The sequence below is a fragment of the Synechococcus sp. PCC 6717 genome (genome assembly GCF_022698185.1).
Classification (GTDB): domain Bacteria; phylum Cyanobacteriota; class Cyanobacteriia; order Thermosynechococcales; family Thermosynechococcaceae; genus Thermosynechococcus; species Thermosynechococcus lividus.
On the sequence record NZ_JAKLTV010000001.1, the window covers coordinates 43626 to 69448 of the forward strand.

Sequence of the window (25823 nt, forward strand, 5' to 3'; positions counted from 1 at the left end):
GTGCCCCTTCTGACACTGGAAACGCTCCAACGGTGTCCAGCCGAACTGCTTGCTCCTGCGCTAGCGTGCTTGCAGCGGGTACAGCAGTCGTGGCCGCCGCCGCATCCGGTGTGGGTGGTTCCCGCAACCCTATGGCACGAGGTACACCCCGCACTGGTGCCCCTATGGGAGCAAGCGAGTGATCAGTGGCAGGCGACAGCGCCGAACCATATCACGCTGAAAGCCCTAGCCACAGAGATGAGCCAACGCATCTCGCCCCTCGATGTGGGTGAGTTACCCGTAGTGTTTGAGGCGTGCCACCACTATTGGCAGCAGCAGGGGGGCGATCGCCATCTTGTAATAACTAGCTATCTGTGGCTAGACCACCACGACTTACCGTGGGGGATAGGCAGTGCCAGCGTGCTGACAAACCCCAGTATGCCCGTGGCTCACCATACCATCGAAGTGGCCTATCGCCAAGTGGTGCAGGCCAGAAACCTCTATACCTACTGGCAGCAAGGGTGGAACGTTAGCAATTTACGGGTGGCCGTATTAATCTATCCCCTAGCGACGGTGATGGCGTCGGGATGGTGGTGCAGCGCAACTGGCGGGACAGGGGTTGCCTATGAGGGGGTGCACTTACCGCACCACGGGCATCTACCGGGCAATGCTGGTGTATTGCCCACAGACTGGCAGACCTTGGTAGCGCAGTGCCCCATTACCGTGCAACCCTATCTGTGGCTCTGGCATCAGGCCTACAACCGTGTTTGGGTTGGTCAATGTTTGGCAGAACCCTATTCCCCTGAGCAACCGCCAGCCCCCCTTCAGCGGAGCATTGTGGGGGAAGGCATTCCCGCTGCCCCCGGCCAAGCCATTGCCCCTGCTTTGGTGATCACCGACCCCTGTGCCCCCAGTGTGGTTGTCGGGCGCATTTTGGTGACCAAAACTATTCCTCCCCATTGGCTGCCATTGGTGAGTGCGGCGGCGGGTATTATTTGCGAACAGGGAGGGCTAACCAGTCATGGAGCCATCTTAGCGCGGGAGTTGAGCCGCCCGGCAGTGGTGGGTGTCCCTAATGCCACGCAAACGATTGCATCGGGAACACTGCTGTTCCTTGATGGGAATAGTGGAGCCGTCTATCAGCTTCCGCCGCAACCCCTGCGGGCAGAGGTGACCGCTACAACCCAGCCCCAGCAGCCCCCCGCTCGAGGCGATCGCCTTCCCCTACAGATTTTGGTGAATGTGAGCCAAGTGAGTGCGCTGCGGGGACTGCGGAGTCTGCCCTGCGATGGCATTGGCCTAGTGCGCTCAGAGTTAATGCTGTTGAGTTTTCTGGATGGTCGTCATCCGTGTCACTGGTTGCAACAGGGGGACGCAGACGAATTACGCGATCGCTGGGTGCATCACCTAACCCAGTTAATGCGGGCGATCGCCCCGCGCCCAGTGTTTTACCGCACCTTAGACCTGCGTGCGGAAGACTATCGGCACCTGTTGGGGGGAGCCAGCTTTGAGTCAGAAAGCCATCCTGCCTTTGGCTTACGGGGGGTGAGTCGCTACCCCCACTTTGCCGAGTTATTCGATCTGGAACTGGAGGTGCTCGCCATTGCCCACCGCCTTGAGGACACGCCCCTACGGGTGATCTTACCCTTTGTTCGCAGTGTTAGCGAAGTGGCCTACTGTCAGGCTGCCTTGGCTCGTCACCACCTCACCCAAGCGCAGGGAATTGAATTGTGGGTGATGGCAGAGGTGCCCGCCATTTTATTTTTAATGAGCGACCTTGCGGCTTTGGGGATTAGCGGTATTACCATTGGCACCAATGACCTAACCCAACTGCTGCTGGGGGTTGATCGCGAGCGAGTCCTCCACGAGTTCAGTGAAGACCACCCTGCCGTCAAAGGGGCGATCGCCCAACTGATCCAGCAGGCAAAAGCACTGAAGTTGCGGTGCAGTTTGTGCGGTGAAGCCCTCATCCACCATAGAGACTGGTTACCATGGCTAGTAGAGCTAGGGCTAGATAGCATTTCCGTGAGTCCAGAGGCCGTGCTACAGGTGTGGGCACAGTTGACGAGGTAGGGGTAGCCTCTGGCGGCTTTGTAAACTACTCCCAGCTAAAGCAGGGAGCTTTCAGTAGCCCTGCAGTTAGCAAGCCAACCGCGAGCCTCTGGGGTGGTTTACAACACCCCCAATCGACCGTTACCAGTGCCTTGAACAACCGTTTCTGGTGTCCGCAGTACAATTATAACCTAAAACAACTGAAGTTGCTAAAGGAGCTTTCCTCCCCGCACTGAAGTACGGGGCTTCCAGCCCTACCCGATGTGACACTCCCCGCCGTGGAACGGCGAGGCTTCTCTAAGTTAGGCTAGAGCAAAACCAATCTGCCCTAACTTGCCGTGCCAGTTTCTACTAGGGCTTTTTCGATGGCCGCGGTAATTTTCTTGGGCAGTTCAGGCTTGTCTCCAGCCAAGCCGGGTTGAATATCTGCCCAATTGTTGACGAGGATGTAGGCGATCGCGGCCAGTTCCGTCTGTCCCAAAAACAGAATTGTTTTGGTTTTACCTGGCTTTTTCGGATCCTCCTCTGCACCCAAGAATTTCAAAGCTAACTTGGCGGCCAATGCAGCTTGTTCTTCAGGAATTTCGGTTTGGGTTAGTAAGGATTTCAGATTAGGTAACCACGAGCGAGAACGATTGGCAAACTAGCCAGGACTCACCTCTGAATATTTCTGATAATGCAGTCGCACTGCCCGCTTTTGGCATTGGCTAGAGATGCGGGCACGGGGACGACCGCCAAAAATTGTGGATTTGGGCATCCCATTTTCATCCCGGTTTAAGTTGGCGGGGGGAAAGCTTTGAATCAAATGCAGTTCAAGTTTCATGAGAACCTCCTTTAGGAAATAAAAGATTTAACTAACAAGTCCAAACAACAATAAGGTTCATCTTTTTCGATGACGAAAGAGAGTTGATACATTATTTTTCCTCCTGATTTTTCCGATTAATGAGGTGCGGGTTTTGCAATCATGTAGCTAACAAATTGAGGATCATCGACACGCTGAGAGGCATCTAATACCTCTAGGCCGACGACATTGCCCTGGTCATCAAAGTCGAAGATAATCCCTGATACATCTTCATCACTTTCGCTAATGGGCGTATCTCTAAATAAAATTCTCAGTACATCAACCTCTGGGTCGTAAATAATTTTCATGACATCCTCCAGTATTTTTGAATTTTGCTAGTTCGATAGACTGTGATTACAACCGATGGCGAGATAGTTTCATCTACAAAGACTCGCAGAAGATATTGCTTTTCGCCATCAAAACGGATTCTAGATTGGTAAATAGTGCGCCGATTTCGCCCTAGCAAGATCTGCTCCGGCTGCGAAAGTACTGCTTCTACCTGTTCTCGGGCAATGCCCCGGCGCTGCATTTCTTCCAAAGCGTGGGCTGTAAATCTAAGCTGACTCACGACTCAGCCTCGTCAGCTATACTAGGTGGTGCTGCCCGCCAGAAGGTTTTGGCCCACTGGTCTTGGATAAATTGATCAGGATGATCCCAGAAACAGAGATCGGCTATGAGTTGGGGATAGTAGATGGGAATTTTCTTGTCCTTTTTACTTTTAATCTGTCGCACCAACGCTGTAATCGGAGATTGGATATTAGCAAGATCGGTATCTAGCAAGGCTTTAAATCGCCGTTCTGGGCCTTTAGATTGACTGCTGTTGTGTCCCCTGAGGAACTCGAAACATTGGGAGAGGCTCTCTTGGATCTTCAAGCCCTAACCAGACCTCACCCTTATGCCGCATTGAGCCATATAATGGTGGCTAAAGCCACTATCGATTTATCTCCATAGCTAAAGCTAGGGGTTTGCGTCTCGTTTTTCGGTCAGGCAACGCTGGCAAATGTCCGCAAAGGCTTGGGCAGGATCTGGAGCCGTGAGAATCGGGCGACCTATCACCAAGTAGGAGGCGCCAGCAGCAAAGGCTGCCTCTGGCGTTAGCGATCGCGCCTGATCAGCGGTTGCCGTTCCCGTTGGCCGAATCCCCGGACACACCCGTAAAAAGGATTCCCCCCACAGGGTTTTGATCTGAGCAGCTTCCTGGGCAGAGCAGACAATTCCCCCTAGGCCTGCTTCGTAGGCAAGGCTGGCCATACGCTTGACGTAGGTGGGCACCTCTAGGTCACACTGCAATTGGGTTCGCAAGGTAACTGCATCAATGCTGGTGAGGAGGGTAACCCCAAGGAGTTGGGTGGGGGTATGCGCCAGCGCCGCCTGAGCCGCCTGTAACCCCGCCAGCCCCGTAGCGGTGTGAATAGTTAGGAAGTCAACCCCAAAGGGGGCGATCGCCCGGGCTGCCGCAGCAACGGTATTGGGAATGTCGTGGAGTTTGAGATCTAAGAAAATACGTTTTTCCTCGGCTTTGAGCACCTCAAGAATGGCTGGGCCAGTAGCACAAAAGAGCTCCAGCCCAACTTTCCAGAATTGCACCTGCGGTAGCGCCTTCAGGGTGGCGATCGCCTCGGAGAGGGTGGGCACATCCAGAGCAACAATAATTTTTGCAGCAACAGCAGTAGGGGACTCAAACACAGGCATTTAGAGAAAACAGGTTTAGAGAGGACGGCGCACACAACGTAAGAGCCACAGAGCCACAATAATACCCGTCAGTTGCGCCGCAATGGTATTCACCTTGGCCTGAATAATGAAAATTTCCAAGGGTTCAATGAGCACATTCGTTGCATAGACCGCAGCCCCTTGGGGAATCGACAACACCTTCAGCAGCAACATCCCCACATTCCATTCAGCCGCTGCCACCGTAAAGATCATCCCCGCCACATTCACCCACAACCCAATATTTAAGCTGCGAATAACGTGCTCCTTGGTGGGTCGGTTTTCTGGGCGATCTAAGCGGCGCCCCAGTTGCGGATAGCGATAGCAGCAGTAAATACTCACCCCCAAAAAGACTAAGCCAATAATGGCCAGTACCAAGCCTAAGGTGGGACTGCCTTGGGATCGATTGAGGTTGAAACTGCGGCTAAAGATGACAATAATCACAATTAGCAGTGAGACAAACCCCAAGACCACCTGAGTCCAAAAGCCAATCCAACCAAACCGCTGCAGTTCTTGGCCAAGGCGGTGCAGTGGTTGCGTTGTACTGCGATGAGAGGGGGCGTTACCGGGGAGGCGTTCCATGGGATCTTGTGAGGAATGGCTCAGGCTTGATCATAGCGAATTATCGATGCGGGTCTTTTTATAGTAGTGATGTGGGCGGGCTAAAACCCCTCCGCTTTAGCGAGGGGATACAGCCAACTCAGGGGGCTTTAGCCCTCTCTATGCGTTAAACTAGAGACGTGGAAAGTAGGCGTATCAACTACGCGAAGAAACATCCTAGTACGGAGAGATCCCGGCAAGTAAGTCACTACCGCTTTGGCGGCAAGCCTAAACCACTGCAAGCAATGGCAGGATGTTGAGCGTATCGAATTGGCTAGTGTTGAAAAGCGCGAAACCACAAACCGAAACATAAACGTAGTCCCAATAGCAGGAATGCTTGAGGTGAGTAGGGGGTCTTTGACTGCTCCCACCCGCATTAAGTTGTGGGTGACAGCTCAAGGGAAAAGCGAAGCAATGTGGCTTCAGCCCGTTGCGTAGCATCCTTTGGGAATCCCCTCTCTTTCAAAGAGGGGAGAAGTCAAGGCTAGGACAGCATATTGCCATCTAGACTTTAACGGATTTGCTGCCCCATAGTTTGTTACGATAATGTGATGTCAATACTACGGACATAACCTTATCCTTATCGTCCACCTCTGATCTTGTGGTTGTCTTCTATGGTTCAAGAGCGTAGTCTCCCCTCGTTATCCGTTCCCCAAACCACTATTACTCGCGAACAGGGGTTAGCCCTTTATGAGGATATGGTTTTGGGGCGTACCTTTGAGGATAAGTGTGCGGAAATGTACTACCGTGGGCGGATGTTTGGGTTTGTTCATCTCTATAACGGCCAAGAGGCGGTGTCCACCGGTGTGATTAAGGCCATGCGCCCAGATGACTATGTGTGTAGCACCTACCGCGATCATGTGCATGCGTTGAGTGCAGGAGTGCCCGCGCGGCAGGTTATGGCAGAATTATTTGGCAAAGCAACAGGATGCAGTAAAGGACGGGGTGGTTCTATGCACCTGTTTTCGGCGGAGCATAACTTTTTAGGGGGCTTTGCCTTTGTTGCTGAAGGCATTCCTGTAGCGACGGGGGCAGCATTTCAGTCGATGTACCGCCGTCACGTTATGGGGGATACCAATGCCGATCAAGTGACGGCGTGCTTCTTTGGTGATGGGGCAAGCAATAATGGCCAGTTTTTTGAATGTTTGAATATGGCTGCCCTCTGGAAATTGCCTATCCTCTTTGTGGTTGAAAATAATAAGTGGGCCATTGGGATGGCGCACGATCGCGCTAGCTCGGAAACTGAGATTTACCAGAAAGCCAAAGCATTTGGCATGGTCGGCGAAGAAGTGGATGGCATGGATGTGCTGGCAGTTCGCACGGTTGCTGAGGCGGCGATCGCCCGTGCCCGTGCTGGGGAAGGCCCAACCCTCATTGAAGCCCTGACCTATCGATTCCGAGGGCACTCGCTGGCTGATCCGGACGAGTTGCGCTCTAAGGAAGAAAAGGAATTTTGGCTAAAGCGTGACCCAATTAAAAAGTTGGGGGCGTACTTGGTAGAGCAAGCTCTAGCGACTACGGAAGACCTACAAAATATCGAGAAAAAGGTACAAGCTAGCGTTGATGAAGCGGTGGAATTTGCGGAAAATAGCCCCGAGCCGCAACCGGAGGAGCTTTACGATTACATTTTTGCGGACGATTAGTCGTTTGGTTCAGAGAAAACGCCTAACCGCAGCGCCGTTTTACCTCAGTTTATGACCTAGTAGAAACTAGGGGGGAATTTTAACCGCAGGCTTAAAAGTTTCTAACTCTAGGGTCAGTTTACTGCCACCCACGGTGATGATTCCCATATGTTTTGTAATTGTAGATCACAAAACAATATTGGCAGTCACCAACGCCGCAGCCAGACTAGGCTTAATATAGCACGAGGCTCAGGTTCGCGGGTAGAGCCGACAGGAATTGCGACAAAGAGGCTAGATCATGGTTTTCCACAGGCAGTATCAGATTCCTGTCAACGAATTGAACTGGTAGTTTGACCCACGCGGGCCGCCTGTTCCCGGTACTGCCTGTACCAGTGGTACTTGATCAAAGCTATTGCTGGCGGTTTGCCCTTGAATTTGAACCCCTTGACGCAGTAATTGCTGGGTGGCGGCGCGATCGCCCCCCTGAGCCATCGCTCGGGCTAAGGCTTGGGTGGCATCGTAGGCGGTTGTGGTTCGCCAGCTAATTTGCCCCCGCCATGCTTGAGCCGCCTGTTGGGCAAAGGGATCGTTGGGGCTAGTGCTCCAGGGAACTGCCAAAATCATGCCGTTGATGGCACTATCTCCTTTAATGAGGAGATCGGGCGTATAGAGCTGATCACTGCCAAAGAGTTGAATAGGGGGGGGTTGGGTTTGGTTGGCGATCGCCAAGGCAACGGCATCATTGACCCGGGCACGACTCATGGCCAAAATGGCTGTGTTGGCACCCGCTTGCCGCGCAGTCGTCATCGCTTGGCTTGCATTAAAGCCCGCTGCTGCTGCATTGATCTCCTGAACGACTGAGGCACCGAAGCTAGGGAGGGTAACAGCTAGCTTGGTTTTGAGGTCGTTGCTGTAGGGGCTATCGCTGTTGTAAATGAGGGCAACTTTGGGGTTGGGCACAGTTTTGGCCGCCATCTTAGCAAGGGTATTGGCCGCATTGTCAAGGTATGTTTCGAGCAGTTGCTGCCCCTTCTGGCTCAGGGAGAGGGTTTGCACCTTGACTGTTGTGCCTGCGCCAGTGGTTACACTGGTTGTCAAGGGCGACAGTGCCGCCATGCCTGCTTGTTCGTACCGTTGCAATGCCGCACGACTGTTGGCATCGGCACCATGACCTAGTACCCCCTGCACAGAACTGTTAATTAAATCCTCGGCCAAACTGGTCACACCGTTGGGGCTGTTTTCATTGACAATGGCCACTTCAAGGGCACGATTGGGCGCGCTAGCGTTAAAGTTTGTTTGGTGCTGAGCCACACCGCGTAAAATTTCCTTGGCCGTGTCTGGGCTGCTGCCAATAGGGACAACGGCAGCCATGGTCATGGGCTGTCCTGTTTGGCGTGCCCGGGCATTATTGAGGTAAATGCGAGCTTCCGGGTCATTGGGATCGGCATCGACTAGAGCCTGGTACTTGGCGATCGCCACGGCCCAGTTCCCCTGATCAAAGGCAAGGGCAGCCTCCTGCTTGAGGGCGGCTCGCTGAGGATTCGGCTCATTGATCAGGATTTTTTCCCCTTGACTGATATAGGCACTGTTGCGAGTACTGGTTTGGCTGACCAATTGGCGGCTGTTCCCATGGGCGTTAACAGTGGGCTGTCCTGTGGGAGTTTTATCCCCCAATAGCAAGCGATAGCCTAAATAGCCAATCCCCCCCACTAACCCAGCAGCAGCAATTAACAGCGCCACTAACGCAACCGGAAAGGTTCTCCCTGTTGCCTTAGGATTTGCTGCGGCCATTGCCTCGCGGGGCAGGCCACAGATAACGCAGTCTGGCCCAAAATTTTCGTAGGGGGGGTGGGCACCACTGGCATTTGGGTAGCTCTGACCATTTTTAGGGGTGCCATCGCAAATCCATGACCCTGAGGGTTGTGCCATGATGCCTCTTCCTGTAACGACGGCAGCAGCTTAAGCCCGTGCTAGGACTGGATTATCACTTTCAACCTCATCCTGGTCACTCTCTGCCTCGGTGGTAATGGTCATAAACCGCAGAATTGCCTCATTCAGGCGCATGGCTTTTTCCATCGGAGCGATCGCCGTGCCGGGTGCTGTATAGGTCATGAGCACATAGTACCCTTCCCGTAGTTTCTTAATAGGATAGGCAAAACGGCGCTTGCCACGATTTTGCAGTTTTAGTTTGGTGGCACCCTGTTCCTCTAACAACGTGCGAAATTGGCTAATAATTTGCTCCAGTTGCTCCTCACCAACATCCGGGCGAATAATGTAGAGGGTTTCGTAAGTACGATTAATCACACGCAAGCTCCTTATGGACTGAAGACCTTTTGAATTTGCATCAAAAAGTAAGGCTTTATAATTCTAACACCGTAGTTTGCAATCCTTTACAGGAGGTCGGGGGGCATGGTCGATCGCTTTGTGCGAGTACAAACCACGGCGGGGCAAGTGTGCTATGGCACACTGCAATTGAACCGTGAGGTCATCGTTTGGGATGCTGCACCGTGGCTGCACGGGCAACCCACCCCCCAAGTGCTGCGCCCCGACGCTTATCAACTATTAGCACCCTGTTCGCCATCAAAAATTGTTGCCGTTGGCCGCAACTACCCCAAGCATGCGGCGGAAATGGGAAGCACAGTGCCAACAGAGCCGCTTATTTTTCTCAAGCCCCCCACCACTGTGCAAGCCCCTGGTGCTCCCATCTGGTATCCTCCCCAGATTAGCCAACTAGACTATGAAGGGGAGCTGGCGGTAGTGATAGGGGAACGCACCCGCGCCTGCACCCCAACCGAGGCGCTCAGCCATATCTGGGGCTATACTGTGGCCAATGATGTCACCGCTCGAGATATTCAACAGCGAGAGCAGCAGTGGACTCGTTCAAAAGGATTTGATACCTTTTGTCCCCTTGGTCCGTGGATTGTTCGCCATGTGGCTAGCGATGCCCGCTTGCAAACCTTTGTGAACGATGCACCACAACCAATGCAGTCGGCCACCATTGATCAAATGGTTTTTTCCCCCGCCAAGCTGGTGAGCTTTATTAGCTATGTGATGACGCTGCTGCCTGGCGATGTGATCTTAACTGGTACGCCGGAGGGAATTGGCTCGCTTAAGGTGGGCGATCGCGTCCGGGTTGAGGTTGAAGGCATTGGCAGCTTAGTCTCGATCGTCACTACCCCAGAAACACCGTGGACTCCATCTCTAGAACGTATCTACTAAGCCGATAGTTCACCATCGGGAAGAATCGCTTGGGTCATATCCACCACACTGAGATCCACACCGCTGAGACTGGCACCGGTCAAAATCGCTTCAATGAGGTTTGCCCCCCGTAGATCAGCACCGCTCAGGTTTGCCCCCATTAAGTTCGCACCAATTAAAATCGCCGAATTTAGATCCGCCCCGCGCAAGAGTGCCCGTGCCAAGCTTACCCCCCGCAGGTCAGCCCCCACCAACTTGGCTTTGTCAAGGCAGGCATGGCGTAAATTGGCTTCCTTAAACGACACCTCCCGCAAATTGGCTTCTTCTAAGCGAGCGCGGCGCAGGTTTGCCCCAATCAGCACGGCTCGCTCAAGGTTGGCTTGCTGCAAATTGGTGGCTCCTAGGTTGGCACCCCGCAGGTTGGCTTGTACCAGTTGGCTTTCCCGCAGGATGGCATCTGCTAAGTCAGCACCGCGCAGGTAAGCCTCGGTCAAGTTGGCACGACTCAGGTTGGCGCGCTCCAGTTCCGCTAGGGTCAAATCCGCTAAGGTCAGGTTTGCATCCCGCAAAATGGCTTCACTGAGTTGGGCACCGGTGAGGTTAGCTTCACTGAGATCCGCATTGGCCAAGTTGGCACGACTCAAATCAGCCCCCGTTAAGTTAGCTTTCCGTAGCGATACCCAGCGTAGATCCGCACTCACAAGAATCACCCCTCGGAGGTCGGCGCCGCGCAAATCCGCTTGGCTCAGGTTCACGTCGCTGAGAATGGCGCCTTGCAGATCTGCCCCTTGCAGGTTCGCTCCCTGCAGTGCGGCATCGGTGAGATCGGCGCGAGACAGGTCAATCCCTGTGAGAATGCAGCGACTGAGGTTGGCGCGGCGCAAATGAGTGCCGCTAAAGTCGCGATCGCCAAGGTTATAGCGTTTGAGTAAAACGTCAGCATCCACAGTGCGTACTGCTGTCCCCCTCCATAGATCACAACATCCTACGTCACCTATGAGTCTTTTAAGCGAATTCGGACAGTGTAAAGCGTTTGTTGCGGATTCCGAACTTGGGTGGTCACACCCAAGGCGGCAAAGGGTTGCAGCGATCGCGCCACATCTGGTGCCAATTGCGGCAGCAGCAGGCTATTTTCAAACAGACTCAGATCGCTAAGGTTAATATACAACTGCGCCCCGCGCGGATGGGGAATAACGGCACGGTACAGTGGGCTATCGGCAAGGGGGCGAGGTGGCCGGGGGGTAATATCCGCCAAGAGGGACGGCCCTAGACCTAAAAACAGGGTGTTATTGCTGAGCCAGCCGTGCTGGGCAACCGGTAAGCCAGGGGGAATACTCCACGTGGTCATGGGCTGCGGCGCTGGGCTGGTTTGCTGGATCCGCCACTTCAGCCGATCGCGAATTTGCTGATCCAGTTCTTGAAATGCTGCTTCCGCACGGGGGCGATCGTTGGTTTGGCTCAAAAATAGGAGGCTGGGAGCATTGCGCAGGGAGGGCACTGGCACAAATGCAGCGGCAAATTCACCGGTCATCCAAGGCACAAAGGTGCTCTGCCAGTCTAGGCCTGTCAAGTCCTCAACAGTGTCGCTAATCGCCTTTTGCACACCCTGGGGCGTATTTTGCCAGAGGGCTTGAAAGGAGCCAGCACCGTAAAACGCTAATGTTGTATCGGGCACCAGACGACTCAGCTCCCGACTTTGCCCTTCTTGGATAAGGCGCTGTCGGTCTTGGGGGATCCACGTCACGGCTTGCAGGTCAATGTCCTGCGGAGTCATATCGACAGCAGCCACTAGCCCTTCAATGTCTCGGGGGGGGTTCGGTAGTGCGCCATCGGGAGCCGCAGACTGGCTGGCAACAAAGGCAGGTAAATTGACGTAGAGTTCCACGAGGGGACGGCGGGGGGGTAAGTCCTTGATGGCGTGCTGATAATCGGATTTGGTGGCAATACCGTTATTTGCCTGAGCGGTGGTAATGACCTCTTTAAGGGCGCTCTGGTGCCGACTCCAGACAATATAAGACTGATCAGCATGGTTGACGAGGGCGATCGCCCCCTGTTCAGCTGTCGGTAAAACTCCTTTCGCGCTAAAGATCTTGATGCCGTTCACCTCAGTGAGGGGCGATCCCATAAAGCGTTGCAGCAGTTGCTCCCCCATCGGCAGGTTAAGGGTGGGCACAATCCACACAAACGGCGGTTCAGGCAACTCTTKCACCGTCTCTGGGGTCATCGGCAACATCACTAAGGTGGCCTGCTTGCCAATGAAGGGACGCACCTCTTTAAGATAGTCAGCCCCTGCCAACTCAACACCCCTAGGAGATACCGGCCCATAGTCTGGTGCTAACCAAGGCTGACGCTGGAGCAGGTTGCTTTGAGCAACGGCTTGCCATGGGCTAGGATCGGTGGGGAGCGATAGAGTAAACAAGGCATTTTGAGGGGCGATCGCCATTCCCGCTGCGACAGGACGACGACTCAACTGTTGCCAAAGAAATATCGCCGCTGCCACCCCCGCACCAACGACAACAACCGCCACCCCCCCCCATACCCAAGAGCGACGCCGTTGAAGCCGCGGTACTGACGGTTTAGACTGCGTTGTCATAGTGAACCTCGCCAAGGTGATGGTAAAGAGTAGTCCGCTGACAGGGAGTGCGCCCAACAGAGCGAATCGCAGCTTCAAGATCGGCCACCCCCAGAGCTGTGCCGCCCCGCGCCCCCGCGACGGAGGTAATGTGCTCCTCCATGAGGGTGCCCCCCAAGTCATTACAGCCCCAATGTAGCGCCATGGTTGCTCCTGCTAAGCCTAACTTGACCCAACTGGGTTGATGGTTAGGAATCCACTGCCCCAGAAATAAGCGTGCCACGGCGGTCAGTACCAACGTTGGCCATAACCGTGGTTGTGGGTGCCCCACCCATTGTCGCATGGCTCTGGGGGCGTGTTCCCCAACGTAGGGCAGTAGAATAAATTCGCTGATGCGGCCAGGGTAGCCCTTGTCTAAGGCGGTGCGCTGTAGCTCTTTTAGGTGCTGCAAATGGGCGATTTGATCTTGGGGTGTTTCAATATGGCCGCAGAGCATGGTACTGGTTGTCCACACCCCTAGCCGGTGGGCTGTACCAACAATCTCTATCCAAGTTGCCGTATCAAGTTTCTCAGGGCAAATTTTAGCGCGGACAGCATCCACCAGCACTTCTGCGGCGGTGCCTGGCATTGAGTCCACCCCCGTTTCATGGAGGGTCGCAATCACCTCAGCGTAGGAGTGGCCATCTTCGCGGGCAATAAACTGAATTTCTTGGGGGGAAAATGCGTGCAGGTGCACCTGCGGAAAGGCTGTTTTAATCTCGCGGACAAGCTGCTGATAGTACCGCAGGCTCGACCCCCGCACCTTGGCAGCGGGATTCAGCCCCCCCTGCATACAAAGTTCTGTGGCACCTTGGGCGACGGCCTCAGCAGTTTTCCGGAGGATCGCCTCCGTCGTCAACCAGTAGGCATCCGGAGCGATCGCCTCCCGACGAAAGGCACAAAAAGCACAGTGTTGCTCGCAGATATTGGTGAAATTAATATTCCGGTTAATCACGTAGGTGACAATTTCGCCGACCTGCTGTTGTCGGCATTGATTTGCACTGGCTTGAATGTCTCTTAACAGGGGGGGCAGATCTGTGGCGGACGGGGAGACACTCTCGGCAACAGGCATGGCAGACGCTAAGAGCGTGAGGGCAGATCTCGCCTCCAAACCGTTGCCACTCAGTAGATTGTCTAAGGAAGGTACTCTCAGCATCGGGATGGGGGTTGCAGGAGCCATAGGCCGATACCCTACCAGTATCCTATATTTCACCGATGGAGATCGTGCCCGAATTGCTGCTTGACGCTACGGACTGCGGGATCGATCTTTCTGCAAACCCGTCATCCGTTAAGATTAAAAGATTCAGTCCCATTGTTGTGCCCTCTACTAAGTAATCGGTCGTTTGACTCGCCCCACCATGATTTACCTGCCTGTCACCTTACTGCTCTTTATACTTTTTTTGCTGCTCTTTCCCTTTATTTGGCTGGCGATCGCCATCGATGTGGTTGAAGTGGCGGTGGCCAAACTGGGCTTTTCGCCAGGCGTTGCCCTGCTGTTATTTGCTGCGGTGATTCTGGGCAGCACGATTAACATTCCCCTCTACGAACGAGTCTCGCGGGTCGCGATCGTGCCGGATTTCACAGAGCTTTGGGTCGCCCGATTTTGGGGCATTCCCCTACGGAAGGTTGAGCAAAAGACAATTGTGGCCTTGAATGTTGGCGGTGGGCTGATTCCAACACTGCTTGCCCTCTACGAATTGACGCGCTCCAATCCCTTGCTGATCATAGTGGTGACAGCAATTGTTACATTCGTGAGCTATTATTCAGCCCAAGTCGTTCCTGGGATTGGGATTCAGATGAATGCACTGGTTGCCCCCCTCACCGCCGCACTTGCATCTGTGCTGCTGACAGGGGGCTATGGAGCAGCGCCGATCGCCTTTGCTGGCGGGGKATTAGGAACGTTGATTGGCGCGGACTTGCTACATCTGCCAGAAATTGAGCGCATGACCCCTGGGGTGCTCAGCATCGGCGGTGCCGGCGTCTTTGATGGGATTGCGCTGTGCGGCCTATTTKCCTTGTTGTTAACCTAGTTCACGTCGAGCGTCTTTGAGCAGGCATAGGTATAGATCAGATGGGGTTGCCACTGGGCGGGCAGTTGTTGGTGGTAGGGCTGGCGATCAAGGTGCATCGGGAGGTTCAGCATAGGATCGCTGCCGGTGGCTACCAAGAACTCAAAACTTGCTAGGTTCGGCCACTGGCAAAAGGTCTCTAACAACTGTTGCACCGCAAGCACGTAGGGATGCTCCGGCTGCTGCATCCAGTGGCGATCGGCGAGATCCGGTTGATCAAAGCCAAAATGGACAATTAAGTCGGGGTGGCTAAAAATAGCTTGGGCAACAGGTCGGGCGTCTTCCCGTACCAATAAGTCCATCCCCGCTGCCAGATGGCGCAGTTTCTCTAACCGTTCGTAGCGATCGCCCATGCTCAGATTGACCTCTTGCCAACGAAAGGCCACCGTTAACAGATAGGTTTGCAGCAGCAAGTGCCCGAGTTTCTCAGCTTTGGTCGTTAAGTAGCTAGTGTTGTAGGGGGTGGCCTCAATCAGGAGCGGCACGCGATCCACCACTTCTAGGCCATAGCCCTTGAGGCCAGCAATTTTGCGCGGGTTGTTCGTAATGAGGCGAATTTGACGCACCCCTAAATCATTGAGCATTTGGGCACCAACGCCGTAGTTGCGCAGATCTGCCGGAAACCCTAAATGCTCATTGGCCTCAACGGTATCCATCCCCATATCTTGAAGCGAGTAGGCGCGGAGTTTATTCACTAAACCAATTCCCCGCCCTTCTTGGCGCAGATACACAACCACACCTTCCCCCGCGGCATTAATCATTTTCAGGGCAGCCTGCAATTGCATACGGCAGTCGCAGCGCAACGACCCCAAGGCATCTCCTGTCAGACATTCTGAATGTACCCGCACAAGAACAGGGTGGTGGCTAAAGCTGGCCGGATCCCCTTTGACAATGGCCACATGCTCAGAGTGGTCGAGGGAGTTGCGATAGCCATAAATTTGAAACTCTCCAAACTCAGTGGGTAAAGCAGCGACGGCTTCGCGGCGGATAAACCGCTCGTGCTGTAGGCGATAGCTAATGAGATCCGCAATGCTAATAATTTTGAGGTGATGGGTGCGGGCATAGGCCATCAGCTCAGGTAGCCGCGACATGGAGCCATCCGGATTCTGGATTTCACAAATGATGCCAGCGGGATACAGTCCCGCCAAGCGAGTTAAATCCACTGCCGCTTCGGTGTGGCCGGCGCGCTTTAGCACCCCTCCAGGGCGCGATCGCAAGGGGAATATATGCCCGGGTCGGCGCAAGTCTTGCGGTTGGGTGCTCGGATCAATCAACGCTTGGATGGTGCGTGCCCGATCCTCTGCGGAAATCCCCGTGGTGACCCCCCAGCGAGAACCGGCATCTACACTGACTGTAAAGGCTGTTTGGTTGCTGTCGGTATTAGTGGTCACCATCAGGGGCAAGTCTAGCTGATCGAGGCGATCGCCCTCCATCGCCAAACAAATTAACCCGCGAGCATTGACGGCCATAAAGTTAATCATGGCAGGGGTCACCCGCGCCGCTGCTCCAATTAAGTCCCCCTCATTCTCACGGTGCTCATCATCTACCACGACAATCACTTCACCGCGACGCAATGCTTCAAGGGCAGCATCAATTGAGTCAAAAGTAAATGAATCGTTCAAGCTAGTCTCTTAGCGCGTTAGGAGTGAAGTTTTTAAGATTTATTTTTTTTATTTTATCCTAGCTCTCAACTCGTCACCATCCGCCCAGCTAGGTCGCCACCCCGCTGCTGCCTCCCACGGAATCGCCAGATCAAGCTCAGGGCGAGTCAGGGAGCCGGACGCGCAGGGTCACCGGCTACTCCCCTACACCGACTCCGAGGAGGAAACTTCCGGTGGTGGTGCCACCTGAGGCTGAAACTGGAACAGGGAGTAAACCACATTGCGGCGGATCATAACCATCATGTCGAGGAATAGCTCGTAGCCTTCGCGCTTATACTCGACGAGGGGATCCTCTTGGCCATAGCCCCGCAACCCCACGGATTCGCGCAGGGCATCCATCTGCTGTAGGTGCTCACGCCAGAGCATATCAATTTGCTGCAAAATAAAGAACCGCTCTGCCTGCCGCATTAATCCTGCTTGGAGACGATCAATCTCTGCTTCTTTTTGTTCATAGGCGGTGCGCACTTGCTCGTGCAAAAAGGCTTGCATTTCCGGCACGCTGAGGTGGGCAATGTGTTCCGGGCGCAAATCTGCCAGTAAATAAACAAATTCCTGTACCTTACTCACCAGCCCCTCTAAATCCCATTCCTCAGAGGGTAGATCTGGGTTGACGTAGGCGGCGATAATATCATCCATCGTTTTTTCGGCGTACTCAAGCACCCGATCCTTCAGGTCTTCCCCCTCGAGCMCCCGCCGCCGCTCTGCATAGATTGCCCGCCGCTGGTTGTTCATCACTTCGTCGTACTCAAACACCTGCTTGCGGATGTCGTAGTAGTAGGTTTCAACCTTGCGCTGGGCATTTTCGAGGCTACGGGTCAGCAACCCTGATTCAATGGGCATATCTTCATCAACCCGCAGGGCATTCATAATCGCTGCGACGCGATCGCCCCCAAAAATACGCAGCAGATTATCTTCTAAGCTCAGGAAAAAGCGGGTTGAGCCTGGATCCCCTTGGCGACCGGCACGCCCCCGCAATTGGTTATCAATTCGGCGTGACTCATGCCGCTCGGTGCCAATAACGTGCAGACCGCCTAGCTCCACCACCTCTTCGTGTTCTTTTTTAGTGACGACTTCGTACTCTTCCCGAATGCGATTAAACGCAGCCCGCAGCGCTTGAATGACGGGATCATCGGTAGGGGCTTTTTCCGAGGCGATCGCCAGCATATCCTCGGCTTGCAGTTCAGGAATACTGCGCTCACCGTAGGTTTTAACTGCAACCTCCACCGCATGGCGCAGCAACTTTTCAGCATCCTTGCTGATCTCGCAGGGAAACAAGCTCGTTGAAACCTTCCAGTTCTTAGGTGCAGCTTGACCAAAGCCCTGCCCCCCTTGGCGGCTTTGCATCAACCCCAACAGCATCATTGGATCATCACTGGGAGGCATGACAATTCGGGGCATAAAATATTCCCGCACCTTCAGCCGTGCCATATAATCAGCGTTACCGCCAAGGATAATGTCTGTACCCCGACCGGCCATATTGGTCGAGATGGTCACCGCCCCCTTGCGCCCAGCCTGAGCAATAATTTCCGACTCCCGCTCCACATTCTCTGGCTTGGCATTCAGAAGGTTATGGGGAATTTCCAGTTCCCGCAACAACTGGGACAAAATCTCAGACTTTTCAACGCTGGTGGTTCCCACCAGAACCGGTCGCCCTTGGGCATGAATTTCCGCACACTCGCTGGCCACTGCAAGCCATTTCCCCCGCTCTGTTTTATAGACCACATCAGACAGATCCCGCCGCCGGCTGGGGCGATTGGTGGGTACTACAGTCACCTCTAGCTTGTAGATTTTTTCAAACTCTGCTTCCTCGGTCTTGGCTGTTCCGGTCATCCCCGCCAACTTGGGATAGAGCAAAAATAGGTTTTGATAGGTGATGGTTGCAAGGGTCTGCGACTCGTTTTGAATATCCAGCCCCTCTTTTGCCTCAATGGCTTGGTGAAGGCCATCACTCCAGCGGCGACCCACCATCACTCGCCCCGTAAACTCATCCACAATGACAACCTCACCATTGCGGACAATGTAGTGCACATCCTTGTGGAAAAGTTCCTTGGCCTTAATGGCATTAAAGATGTAGTGCGCCCACGGATCCTGCGGATCGTAGAGATCCTCTACCCCCAGCAACTTTTCTGCCTCGATAAAGCCTTCATCCGTCATTAAGACGTTGCGTGCCTTTTCATCCACCTCGTAGTGCTCCTCATTTTTGAGGCTACGGGCAATGGCTGCCGCCTTCAGGTATTTTTCGGTAGGCCGCTCCACTTGCCCAGAAATAATCAGCGGGGTGCGGGCTTCGTCAATGAGCACCGAGTCCACTTCGTCAATCACGCAGTAGTTAAACGGCCGCTGCACCACCTCAGCCATGGAGGTGGCCATATTATCCCGCAGGTAGTCAAAGCCAATTTCACTGTTGGTGGCATAGGTAATGTCGCACGCATAGCTTTTTTGGCGCTCTTGGGGAGCCATCTGCTGCTGAATTAGCCCAACGCTTAACCCTAAAAATCGATGTACTTGCCCCATCCACTCTGCATCGCGCCGCGCCAAGTAATCGTTCACCGTAACAATGTGCACCCCTTTGCCAGTTAAGGCATTGAGGTAGGCGGGCAGGGTGGCCACAAGGGTTTTTCCTTCGCCCGTTTTCATTTCGGCAATTTGACCATCGTGCAGAATCATGCCGCCGATGAGCTGCACATCAAAGTGCCGCATTCCCAAGACCCGCCGTGACGCTTCGCGCACCACCGCAAAGGCTTCGGGCAAGAGGTCATCAAGGGCTTCGCCGTTCTCCAACCGTTGCTTGAATTCACCGGTTTTGGCCTGTAACTCACTATCGCTTAGAGCCTGAATCTGCTCCTCCAGCAGGTTGATCTCGACCACGTAGGGTTGATATTTTTTAACCTTGCGCTGATTGGGATCGCCAAATAGGGCTTTCAGCATGTGACGGGCACCATGATACAAAGCTATATATTCTACATCCTATAGCAAGTACCAGCTCCCCAACCGCTGCCCCTAGACATACTGGCTAATGTCCTCACCACAAACGTCACTGAGGTACGTTAGGGCGCGAAACCGCAACAGAATAATCTCTTCGTAAAAAGGATTGAGTTTACACAAGGGCGGAATGGTGATCACGGGACGTCCCCATAAAGAAATGCGGCGGGCAAAGGGGCACTGGGCAGGAATCCATCGACAAATACGGTGGGCGATCGCCGGGGTGTCCACCGGTAAGGTCAAGAGCCATTGCCGCAGGGTAGCCATTATTGGAAGGGATTGGGTCATCTCTTGATTCATTGCTGTAGTTACCGCTGAATACTCACCACACTTTTACGGTAAAGATAATCTCAGCAAATATCAATCCCTTAATTATATAAAAAAATTTTATATTTGATAAGTCAAGCTAAAGCTCGCAGCAGCGAAGGAGCACCATGGTTAACAATCTGGTTTACACTGTTGAGCAACTTACCTAAATGTTTGTATTTTGCCTAGATACGTTTCAATTGTTTGCCTTAGCTTCCGCTATTGGAGCTTGGGTTTGTACCAGAAGGAAAAGGTTCAATGAGTCCATTAGTTGCCAACTATTACCTCACCTACCGTTGTAATGCCCGCTGTCATTTTTGTGACATTTGGGCACTTGAGCCAGGGAAAGAGGCCGAATTTAGTGCGATTCAAACGAACTTGCGAGACCTCAAGCGGTTGGGGGTCAAGTACGTGGACTTTACGGGGGGCGAACCGCTGCTGCGCGCCGATGCCCCAGAGATTTATCGTGAAGCGAAGCGGCTGGGCTTTGTCACCAGTATGACCACAAACACGATTCTGTATCCACGGCGAGCTAAGGAAATCCAAGGATTAGTGGATTTTCTGAACTTTTCTCTTGATGGTCCGGATGCCGCCACCCATGATCAATCCCGGGGGGTCAAAATCTTCGATACGCTGGTGGAGTCCGTGAAGATAGCCCTTGAGCTGGGGGAATACCCAGTGCTTAACCACACCGTTACCGCCCAGAACTATGAGCGGATTGGCGAGGTGGCAGAACTGGCGCAACAACTGGGGGTTCGAGTCTGGCTGAATCCAGCCTTTACGGCGCACGAAAACTACAACGACAAAAAGAACCCGACCCCAGAAGTTGCCGACAGTATTGAACAAAATGCAAAGAAGTATAACAATGTTGGTTACAATAAGGCAGCACTCGCACTCATTCGGGCGGGTGGCAATAGCACACAAACTCCGCGCTGTAAAGCGGTGGATGCGGTGATTGCCATTTCTCCTAATGATGAGCTGCTGTTACCGTGCTATCACTTTGCGCAGACGGGAGTACCCATTAATGGTCGCCTGTACGACCTCTATAAAGAGTCTGAGATAGTTGACCAATATCGGCGTTCGCAAGGACGACTTGCGGTGTGTGAGGGGTGCACGGTGTGGTGTTATCTCATTCCCAGTTTCTTTAAGGGGATAGATAAGTACTGGTTTCTTAATCAGGTGACCTATGCCGGAGAATTCCTGGCCCGAAAACAGTTTTTACAGCGAAGCCGATCCACTCGACGAACTCCTGTCGGAGTGGGTTGATTCCGCTGACAGTCCGCCGCTGCAACCCCGTTCTGAAGGGCGACGACGCAAGGCGTTTGTTGCTCTTTCCTTAATTTGGGGGGTAACCATTGCGCTACATCTTGTTCTAGGGGCGGTCTATCTAATTTATGGCCTCACTCTCTTAATGAGTTGGCAAGCACTGCGCTACTGGCGAGCCGAGGTGCAGCCTCTACCACAAGGAACAGCATCGGAGAGTGATTTAGTACCGCCTAGCTCTCGGCTGACTCCTCTGGTCTCCCTCATGGTGGCGGCCAAAAATGAAGAAGCGGTGATTGGTCGCTTGGTGGAAAACCTCTGTCAGTTAGATTACCCCCGCTATGAAGTCTGGGTCATTGACGATAACAGTAGCGATCGCACCCCCGATATTTTGGCCAGCCTCCAGCAAACCTATCCCCAACTCAAAGTGCTGCGGCGGCTCCCCGGTGCAGGCGGGGGGAAATCCGGTGCCTTAAATCAGGTGTTGCCCCTCACCCGCGGAGAAATTATTGGTGTGTTTGATGCCGATGCCACTGTTACACCAGACCTATTGCAGCGCGTGGTGAGCGAATTTTACTCGCCGCGGGTGGGTGCGGTTCAAGTTCGCAAAGCCATCAGTAATGCTGAGATTAACTTAATCACCCAAGGGCAGGCAGCAGAAATGATGCTTGATGCCTACTACCAACAACAGCGAGTGGCCTGCGGTGGGATGGGAGAACTGCGGGGGAACGGTCAATTTGTGCGGCGGCAAGCCCTTGAGCGCTGCGGTGGCTGGAATGAAGAAACCATCACCGATGATCTTGATCTGAGCTTAAAGCTGCATCTTCATGGGTGGGAGATTCAGGTGCTGATGATGCCAGCAGTACAGGAAGAGGGGGTGACCTCCCTAGTAGCGCTTTGGCATCAGCGGAATCGCTGGGGGGAAGGGGGCTACCAAAGCTACCTTGACTACTGGCAGCCCTTGCTCAGTAATCGCTTGGGGTGGCAAAAAAGCTGGGATGTGTTCTGTTGGTTTCTGATTAAGTACGCTATTCCTACGGCGACGGTTCCTGATGCCCTGATGTCTGCGGTTCAGCATCGCCTGCCGGTGCTACTTCCCCTAACCACCTTGAGCATCTTGATTTCGTTTATTGGCATGGCGCGAGCCATTCCCAAGGCTCAGCCGCAGCCGCTAGCTCGGTGGACAATTTTGTGGACGAGTCTCTGGGGCACTCTCTACATGTTCCATTGGCTGCCGGTGGTTAGTAGTACAACAGTGCGAATGGCGGTGCGGGCAAAACGCCTCAAGTGGGTGAAGACGGTACACTGTGGTACCTAGGATGTTGATCGGGCAACTTGTTGCAGTTCCGTCATCTCTATGACATAGTTTTGTTAACTTGCCTCATTAGAGTAGTTTCTAGTGGATCGTTGTTCGATAACTGGCAAGTTCATGTCACCGATGGCTCTGGTTTCTACCCTTGACCCCCAACCCACCCCGTCTATGAACAAGTGTGCCCCTTTTTGAACAACAGCACCGATCTACTCCAAGCCTCCGATGGCACCGTGATTGCCTATCGACGACTGCTGAAAAAATGCTACGGCCTCGGTTGGTGGCAGGAGCCATCGGTGCCAGCATCCCTAGACACCCCCTCGAACCTCACGCTAACCCCATGAACTACTGTACTGCCTAAGGATGGGGGAACTCTCACCAAAACTAATTTGCCCGAGGAAGAATCACGGCGCTTGTCTGGTGAGACGGCGTGCCTTTGCAGTAAGAGGCAGAGACGGTAAGCTAGTCGAACCCCCAGTTTTTATATTGTCCTTAACCAACTGGCGGTCAGCTATTCTTAAGTTTGTTGAGGAATGTGTACTACATGGGGATCCGCTACCTACGCTCACCATTATTTGTTGTCCTGCTCACAATTGTCATTGACCGCTTAGGTGAGAGTTTAATTTTTCCGATTTTGCCCTTTTTGGTTGAGCAGTTTCATTTTGATGCCTTGACCCTAACTCTATTGTTTTCGTCGTTTGCCGGTGCTCAGTTTATTGCTGCGCCACTGTTGGGAGCACTGTCCGACCATTGGGGACGCAGACCCGTGTTGCTCGTGTGTATTGCCGGAACGGCGGTGTCCTACTTTTTATTTGCAGCAGCCACAACGCCATGGCTGCTCTTTGTCTCACGGATTATTGATGGGATTACCGGTGGGGTGGTGTCAACCGCACAGGCCTATATTGCCGATACGTCTGCGCCAGCGGATCGTGCCAAGAATTTTGGTCTGACGGGAGCAGCCTTTGGCATTGGTTTTATTTTTGGGCCGGCGATTGGTGGTAGTTTGGCGGCGGTGAACCTCAAGCTGCCCATCCTCTTTGCGGGGAGCCTTGCCTTGATCAATGTGGTCATGGCCTATTTCATTTTGCCGGAATCGTTGCCCGCAGCGCAGCGATCGCCCTTTAGTTTAAAGAATTTCGGTGTACAACAGCAGTGGTTGGAGCTATTTAAGACGCGATCGCTCCAGTCATTGATGGCCTCCTTTTTTATCTTTAACTTTGCCTTTGCTGGCTTTACCAGCATTTTTGTGCTCTTTTTGAAGCGCCAGTTTAATTGGGGGCCTGCGGAGGCGGGGATTGTTTTTGTCATTATTGGCGTAGTGAGTACAGTGGTGCAAGCGGGCTTAATTCGCTCCCTGATTCCCCGGTTTGGTGAAAACCGCTTGAGTGTGGCGGGCATGGCACTCATTGGCACTGCCCTACTGGGGATTGCCGCCATTCCGGCCACAGGAGCTTGGAGTGCAACATCGATTTATCTGTGTGTTGTGGGCTTAGCCTTTGGCGTGGGTATTATGCTGCCCTCGTTGCGGGGTGTGATTTCTAACCACGTGCGGGACGAAGATCAAGGCAAAATTATTGGTGCTAGTCAGTCATTGCAAAGTATTGCGGGGATTGCCGGCCCTGCGTGGGCTGGGTGGGTGTTTGATCGGTGGGGAGGGCAAGCTCCGGCATTCCAAAGCGGGTTGATCATGGCGATCGCCTTCATCTTTTTAATCTTGGGTTTGCGTAAACCCACCTACCGCCCGAGTGCCTAACACATCTGGGCTGGATAAACAGTTGAGGATTGCCCGCATCAAAATGTAATGCTGCCTTAACAGTCAAGTCAGCAGTCTCTTCGTTAGGATGTTAGCGGTACACGTTACGTCCCTAACGCAGGCTATCACCAAGGAGAACCAACACCCATGAGCACTAGCCGCAAGCGACTTGGCGTTTTCACCAGTGGAGGTGACTGTCCGGGGTTGAACACGGCCATTCGGGCAATTGTAGCGCATGCCACCCTGAGTTACGGCTGGGAAGTGCTAGGCATTTTACACGCCACCCAAGGATTGCTAGAGCGCAAAGCCATCCCCTTAAATGCTGAAGGTCTAGGAGGGATGGATGTTCTGCTGAATATGGGAGGCACAATTTTAGGGGCAATCAACAAGGGGGACACCCTTGCTCAAGCCGATGACGTTATTGCGGGTTATCACGAACTAGGACTAGATGCCCTGATTGCGATCTGTGGTGATGGTAGTCTCAAAATTTTGCAACAATTAGCACAACAGGGGAACTGGAATTTTCTGGCCATTCCTAAAACCATTGATAATGATGTTGCCCTCACCGATCGCGCCATTGGCTTTGATACCGCCGTAAATATTGTTGTGGATGCGCTGAGTCGCATTACGTCAACCGCTGCCAGCCACGATCGGGTCTTTGTAGTCGAAGTTATGGGTCGCACTGCCGGTCACTTGGCACTTTACTCCGGCATTGCGGGGGGAGCAGATGTCATCCTGATCCCAGAGATTCCCTACTCCATTGAAGGGATTTGCCAGCATCTGCAAAAACTACGCGAACGCTGGGGACGCAAATTTGCCTTGATTGTGGTGGCTGAAGGTGCCCACGAAATTGGCCATGATCCCTCCCAGCCCTATCCGCCACACCACAGTATTGGGCAGTACATTGCTGATCAAGTAGTGAAGCAAAGCCCTATTCCCATCGAGTTGCGAGTCTCTGTGTTGGGGCATATTCAGCGCGGCGGTGCCCCTATGGCCATGGATCGCCTCTTGGCTGCTGGCATGGGTAATACAGCCGTCGATTTGGCCGCTCAAGGAACCTTTGGCCGCATGGTGGCTTGGCAGGGGGGGCAAGTTGTGACCGTTCCCATTAGCGATGTTGTGGCCAAATGTCCGCGCCATGTGGATCCCGATAGCTTTTTAATTCGCACAGCTCAAGGACTCGGCATCTACGTGGGTGACAAGCCGATGCTACCCTACGTGGACCCGACCCTCTGCCGCGATGAGGTGACCTGTGCCATCTAAGGCAGCCGCAGCAGGCTTTCGTAATGCCGTTGCAGGTATGGTTAATAATAGAAAAGGGATTGATCGCCATTGCGCCCGTTGAGGTGGCTATGATTGAAATGACTGTTGCTGGGATTGCCCTTGATGCCACTAACCGTCGCACTCCAATCGTGCTGTTAAAAGACGGTTCTGGGCGGCGTGCCTTGCCCATTTGGATTGGTGATAATGAGGCGCGAGCGATTCTAATGGCCTTAGAACACCAGCGTGCTGCTCGCCCCATGACCCATGATCTAATGGCCAACATCTTGGCTGCTTGGGAGATGACCCTTGAGCGCATTGTGATCCACTCGCTGCAAGATAACACCTACTATGCAGTTTTAACGATACGCCAAGGCGACCTGTGCAAAGAGATTGATGCTCGGCCTAGTGATGCGATCGCCCTTGCGCTACGCTGTGATAGCCCCATCTGGGTGATGGAAGCGGTGGTGGCTGATGCCTCAATTCCTGTGGATCGCGATGCCGATGAACAAGAGCGGATAGCGTTTCGGCAGTTTCTTGATTCCATTCGTCCCCAAGACTTTAGCCAACAGGGACGGGGTATTGAGGATTCCTCTGCAAGCTAGCTCTC

The 25823-nt window shown here is 53.5% G+C and carries 25 protein-coding genes and 1 other RNA gene; 10 read left to right on the forward strand and 16 right to left on the reverse strand.

Annotated features, from left to right (window positions below):
* Nucleotides 1-2052, forward strand: coding sequence for a putative PEP-binding protein (locus L5470_RS00210; protein ID WP_499497420.1), 2052 nt, complete (start codon nucleotides 1-3; stop codon nucleotides 2050-2052).
* Nucleotides 2053-2359: 307 nt separating this feature from the next.
* Here L5470_RS00210 and L5470_RS00215 read toward each other — a convergent pair whose 3' ends face one another.
* The 7 genes from L5470_RS00215 to L5470_RS00245 form a co-directional block, all read right to left on the reverse strand.
* Nucleotides 2360-2593: a hypothetical protein gene (locus L5470_RS00215; protein WP_099797878.1), complete on the reverse strand. Its 234-nt coding sequence runs from the start codon at nucleotides 2591-2593 to the stop codon at nucleotides 2360-2362.
* A gap of 81 nt (nucleotides 2594-2674) precedes the next feature.
* Complete coding sequence (locus L5470_RS00220) at nucleotides 2675-2854, reverse strand: type I-E CRISPR-associated protein Cas7/Cse4/CasC (RefSeq protein WP_499497422.1); 180 nt, start codon at nucleotides 2852-2854, stop codon at nucleotides 2675-2677.
* 116 nt (nucleotides 2855-2970) lie between these two features.
* On the reverse strand, nucleotides 2971-3180 hold the full coding sequence (locus L5470_RS00225; RefSeq protein ID WP_499497424.1) for a DUF2283 domain-containing protein: 210 nt from the start codon (nucleotides 3178-3180) through the stop codon (nucleotides 2971-2973).
* The gene (locus L5470_RS00230) at nucleotides 3177-3440 is read right to left on the reverse strand and encodes a DUF4258 domain-containing protein (RefSeq protein WP_227517500.1); all 264 of its coding nucleotides are present in this window, start codon (nucleotides 3438-3440) and stop codon (nucleotides 3177-3179) included. The genes L5470_RS00225 and L5470_RS00230 overlap by 4 nt, the downstream gene beginning before the upstream one ends.
* Nucleotides 3437-3745 carry a type I-E CRISPR-associated protein Cse2/CasB gene (casB, locus tag L5470_RS00235; RefSeq protein ID WP_499497427.1) on the reverse strand — a complete coding sequence of 103 codons (309 nt, stop codon included), beginning with the start codon at nucleotides 3743-3745 and terminating at the stop codon, nucleotides 3437-3439. Before casB ends, L5470_RS00230 begins: the two co-directional genes overlap by 4 nt.
* An 84-nt stretch (nucleotides 3746-3829) precedes the next feature.
* Nucleotides 3830-4558: an orotidine-5'-phosphate decarboxylase gene (pyrF, locus tag L5470_RS00240; RefSeq protein WP_227517307.1), complete on the reverse strand. Its 729-nt coding sequence runs from the start codon at nucleotides 4556-4558 to the stop codon at nucleotides 3830-3832.
* Nucleotides 4559-4579: 21 nt separating this feature from the next.
* Nucleotides 4580-5161 (reverse strand): DUF3611 family protein, encoded by a 582-nt coding sequence (locus L5470_RS00245; RefSeq protein WP_099798933.1) that lies wholly within the window; start codon nucleotides 5159-5161, stop codon nucleotides 4580-4582.
* A 632-nt stretch (nucleotides 5162-5793) separates the two neighbouring features.
* Between L5470_RS00245 and pdhA the strand changes: the two genes are divergently transcribed.
* The gene (gene pdhA / locus L5470_RS00250) at nucleotides 5794-6822 is read left to right on the forward strand and encodes a pyruvate dehydrogenase (acetyl-transferring) E1 component subunit alpha (RefSeq protein ID WP_499497429.1); all 1029 of its coding nucleotides are present in this window, start codon (nucleotides 5794-5796) and stop codon (nucleotides 6820-6822) included.
* A 19-nt stretch (nucleotides 6823-6841) separates the two neighbouring features.
* Here pdhA and ssrS read toward each other — a convergent pair.
* The 3 genes from ssrS to rpsF form a co-directional block, all read right to left on the reverse strand.
* Nucleotides 6842-7028: non-coding RNA, 6S RNA (ssrS, locus tag L5470_RS00255), on the reverse strand.
* A gap of 91 nt (nucleotides 7029-7119) precedes the next feature.
* Entirely contained in the window at nucleotides 7120-8730 is a 1611-nt protein-coding gene (locus L5470_RS00260; protein WP_499497431.1) for an ABC transporter substrate-binding protein, read from the reverse strand.
* Between the two features lie 30 nt (nucleotides 8731-8760).
* Nucleotides 8761-9105, reverse strand: coding sequence for a 30S ribosomal protein S6 (gene rpsF / locus L5470_RS00265; RefSeq protein WP_099798930.1), 345 nt, complete (start codon nucleotides 9103-9105; stop codon nucleotides 8761-8763).
* A gap of 105 nt (nucleotides 9106-9210) precedes the next feature.
* Here rpsF and L5470_RS00270 point away from each other — a divergent pair, with 105 nt between their 5' ends.
* Nucleotides 9211-10020 (forward strand): fumarylacetoacetate hydrolase family protein, encoded by an 810-nt coding sequence (locus L5470_RS00270; RefSeq protein WP_099798929.1) that lies wholly within the window; start codon nucleotides 9211-9213, stop codon nucleotides 10018-10020.
* On the opposite strand, the gene L5470_RS00275 is transcribed toward L5470_RS00270, so the two are convergent.
* Genes L5470_RS00275 through cofH form a run of 3 tightly spaced genes read right to left on the reverse strand, consistent with a single transcriptional unit; the run spans nucleotide 10017 to nucleotide 13766 of the window.
* The gene (locus tag L5470_RS00275; protein ID WP_099798928.1) at nucleotides 10017-10946 is read right to left on the reverse strand and encodes a pentapeptide repeat-containing protein; all 930 of its coding nucleotides are present in this window, start codon (nucleotides 10944-10946) and stop codon (nucleotides 10017-10019) included. The genes L5470_RS00270 and L5470_RS00275 overlap by 4 nt on opposite strands.
* A 47-nt stretch (nucleotides 10947-10993) precedes the next feature.
* Nucleotides 10994-12592: a DUF3352 domain-containing protein gene (locus L5470_RS00280; RefSeq protein WP_499497434.1), complete on the reverse strand. Its 1599-nt coding sequence runs from the start codon at nucleotides 12590-12592 to the stop codon at nucleotides 10994-10996.
* The gene (gene cofH / locus L5470_RS00285; RefSeq protein WP_499497941.1) at nucleotides 12576-13766 is read right to left on the reverse strand and encodes a 7,8-didemethyl-8-hydroxy-5-deazariboflavin synthase subunit CofH; all 1191 of its coding nucleotides are present in this window, start codon (nucleotides 13764-13766) and stop codon (nucleotides 12576-12578) included. The genes L5470_RS00280 and cofH overlap by 17 nt, the downstream gene beginning before the upstream one ends.
* A 202-nt stretch (nucleotides 13767-13968) precedes the next feature.
* On the opposite strand from cofH, the gene L5470_RS00290 reads away from it, so the two are divergent.
* A complete protein-coding gene (locus L5470_RS00290; protein WP_499497436.1) occupies nucleotides 13969-14640 on the forward strand; it encodes a DUF1614 domain-containing protein in 672 nt (223 codons plus the stop codon).
* Here L5470_RS00290 and ribBA read toward each other — a convergent pair.
* From ribBA to L5470_RS00305, 3 genes are all read right to left on the reverse strand, one after another.
* On the reverse strand, nucleotides 14637-16301 hold the full coding sequence (gene ribBA, locus L5470_RS00295; protein WP_099798925.1) for a bifunctional 3,4-dihydroxy-2-butanone-4-phosphate synthase/GTP cyclohydrolase II: 1665 nt from the start codon (nucleotides 16299-16301) through the stop codon (nucleotides 14637-14639). The two genes, L5470_RS00290 and ribBA, sit on opposite strands and share 4 nt — an antisense overlap.
* A gap of 183 nt (nucleotides 16302-16484) precedes the next feature.
* A complete protein-coding gene (gene secA / locus L5470_RS00300; RefSeq protein ID WP_499497438.1) occupies nucleotides 16485-19268 on the reverse strand; it encodes a preprotein translocase subunit SecA in 2784 nt (927 codons plus the stop codon).
* Between the two features lie 72 nt (nucleotides 19269-19340).
* Complete coding sequence (locus tag L5470_RS00305; RefSeq protein ID WP_227517305.1) at nucleotides 19341-19610, reverse strand: Mo-dependent nitrogenase C-terminal domain-containing protein; 270 nt, start codon at nucleotides 19608-19610, stop codon at nucleotides 19341-19343.
* A 276-nt stretch (nucleotides 19611-19886) separates the two neighbouring features.
* Here L5470_RS00305 and L5470_RS00310 point away from each other — a divergent pair, with 276 nt between their 5' ends.
* The 6 genes from L5470_RS00310 (at nucleotide 19887) to L5470_RS00335 (ending at nucleotide 25818) form a co-directional block, all read left to right on the forward strand.
* Complete coding sequence (locus L5470_RS00310; RefSeq protein WP_099798922.1) at nucleotides 19887-20894, forward strand: radical SAM protein; 1008 nt, start codon at nucleotides 19887-19889, stop codon at nucleotides 20892-20894.
* Nucleotides 20815-22209 (forward strand): glycosyltransferase family 2 protein, encoded by a 1395-nt coding sequence (locus tag L5470_RS00315; protein ID WP_099798921.1) that lies wholly within the window; start codon nucleotides 20815-20817, stop codon nucleotides 22207-22209. Before L5470_RS00310 ends, L5470_RS00315 begins: the two co-directional genes overlap by 80 nt.
* Nucleotides 22210-22391: 182 nt before the next feature.
* Nucleotides 22392-22544 (forward strand): hypothetical protein, encoded by a 153-nt coding sequence (locus tag L5470_RS00320; protein WP_157768337.1) that lies wholly within the window; start codon nucleotides 22392-22394, stop codon nucleotides 22542-22544.
* 200 nt (nucleotides 22545-22744) lie between these two features.
* Nucleotides 22745-23953, forward strand: a complete 1209-nt coding sequence (locus L5470_RS00325) for an MFS transporter (RefSeq protein ID WP_099798920.1) — start codon at nucleotides 22745-22747, stop codon at nucleotides 23951-23953.
* Between the two features lie 147 nt (nucleotides 23954-24100).
* On the forward strand, nucleotides 24101-25216 hold the full coding sequence (locus L5470_RS00330) for an ATP-dependent 6-phosphofructokinase (RefSeq protein ID WP_099798919.1): 1116 nt from the start codon (nucleotides 24101-24103) through the stop codon (nucleotides 25214-25216).
* An 89-nt stretch (nucleotides 25217-25305) separates the two neighbouring features.
* On the forward strand, nucleotides 25306-25818 hold the full coding sequence (locus L5470_RS00335) for a bifunctional nuclease family protein (RefSeq protein WP_198406240.1): 513 nt from the start codon (nucleotides 25306-25308) through the stop codon (nucleotides 25816-25818).
* Nucleotides 25819-25823: the final 5 nt, after the last annotated feature.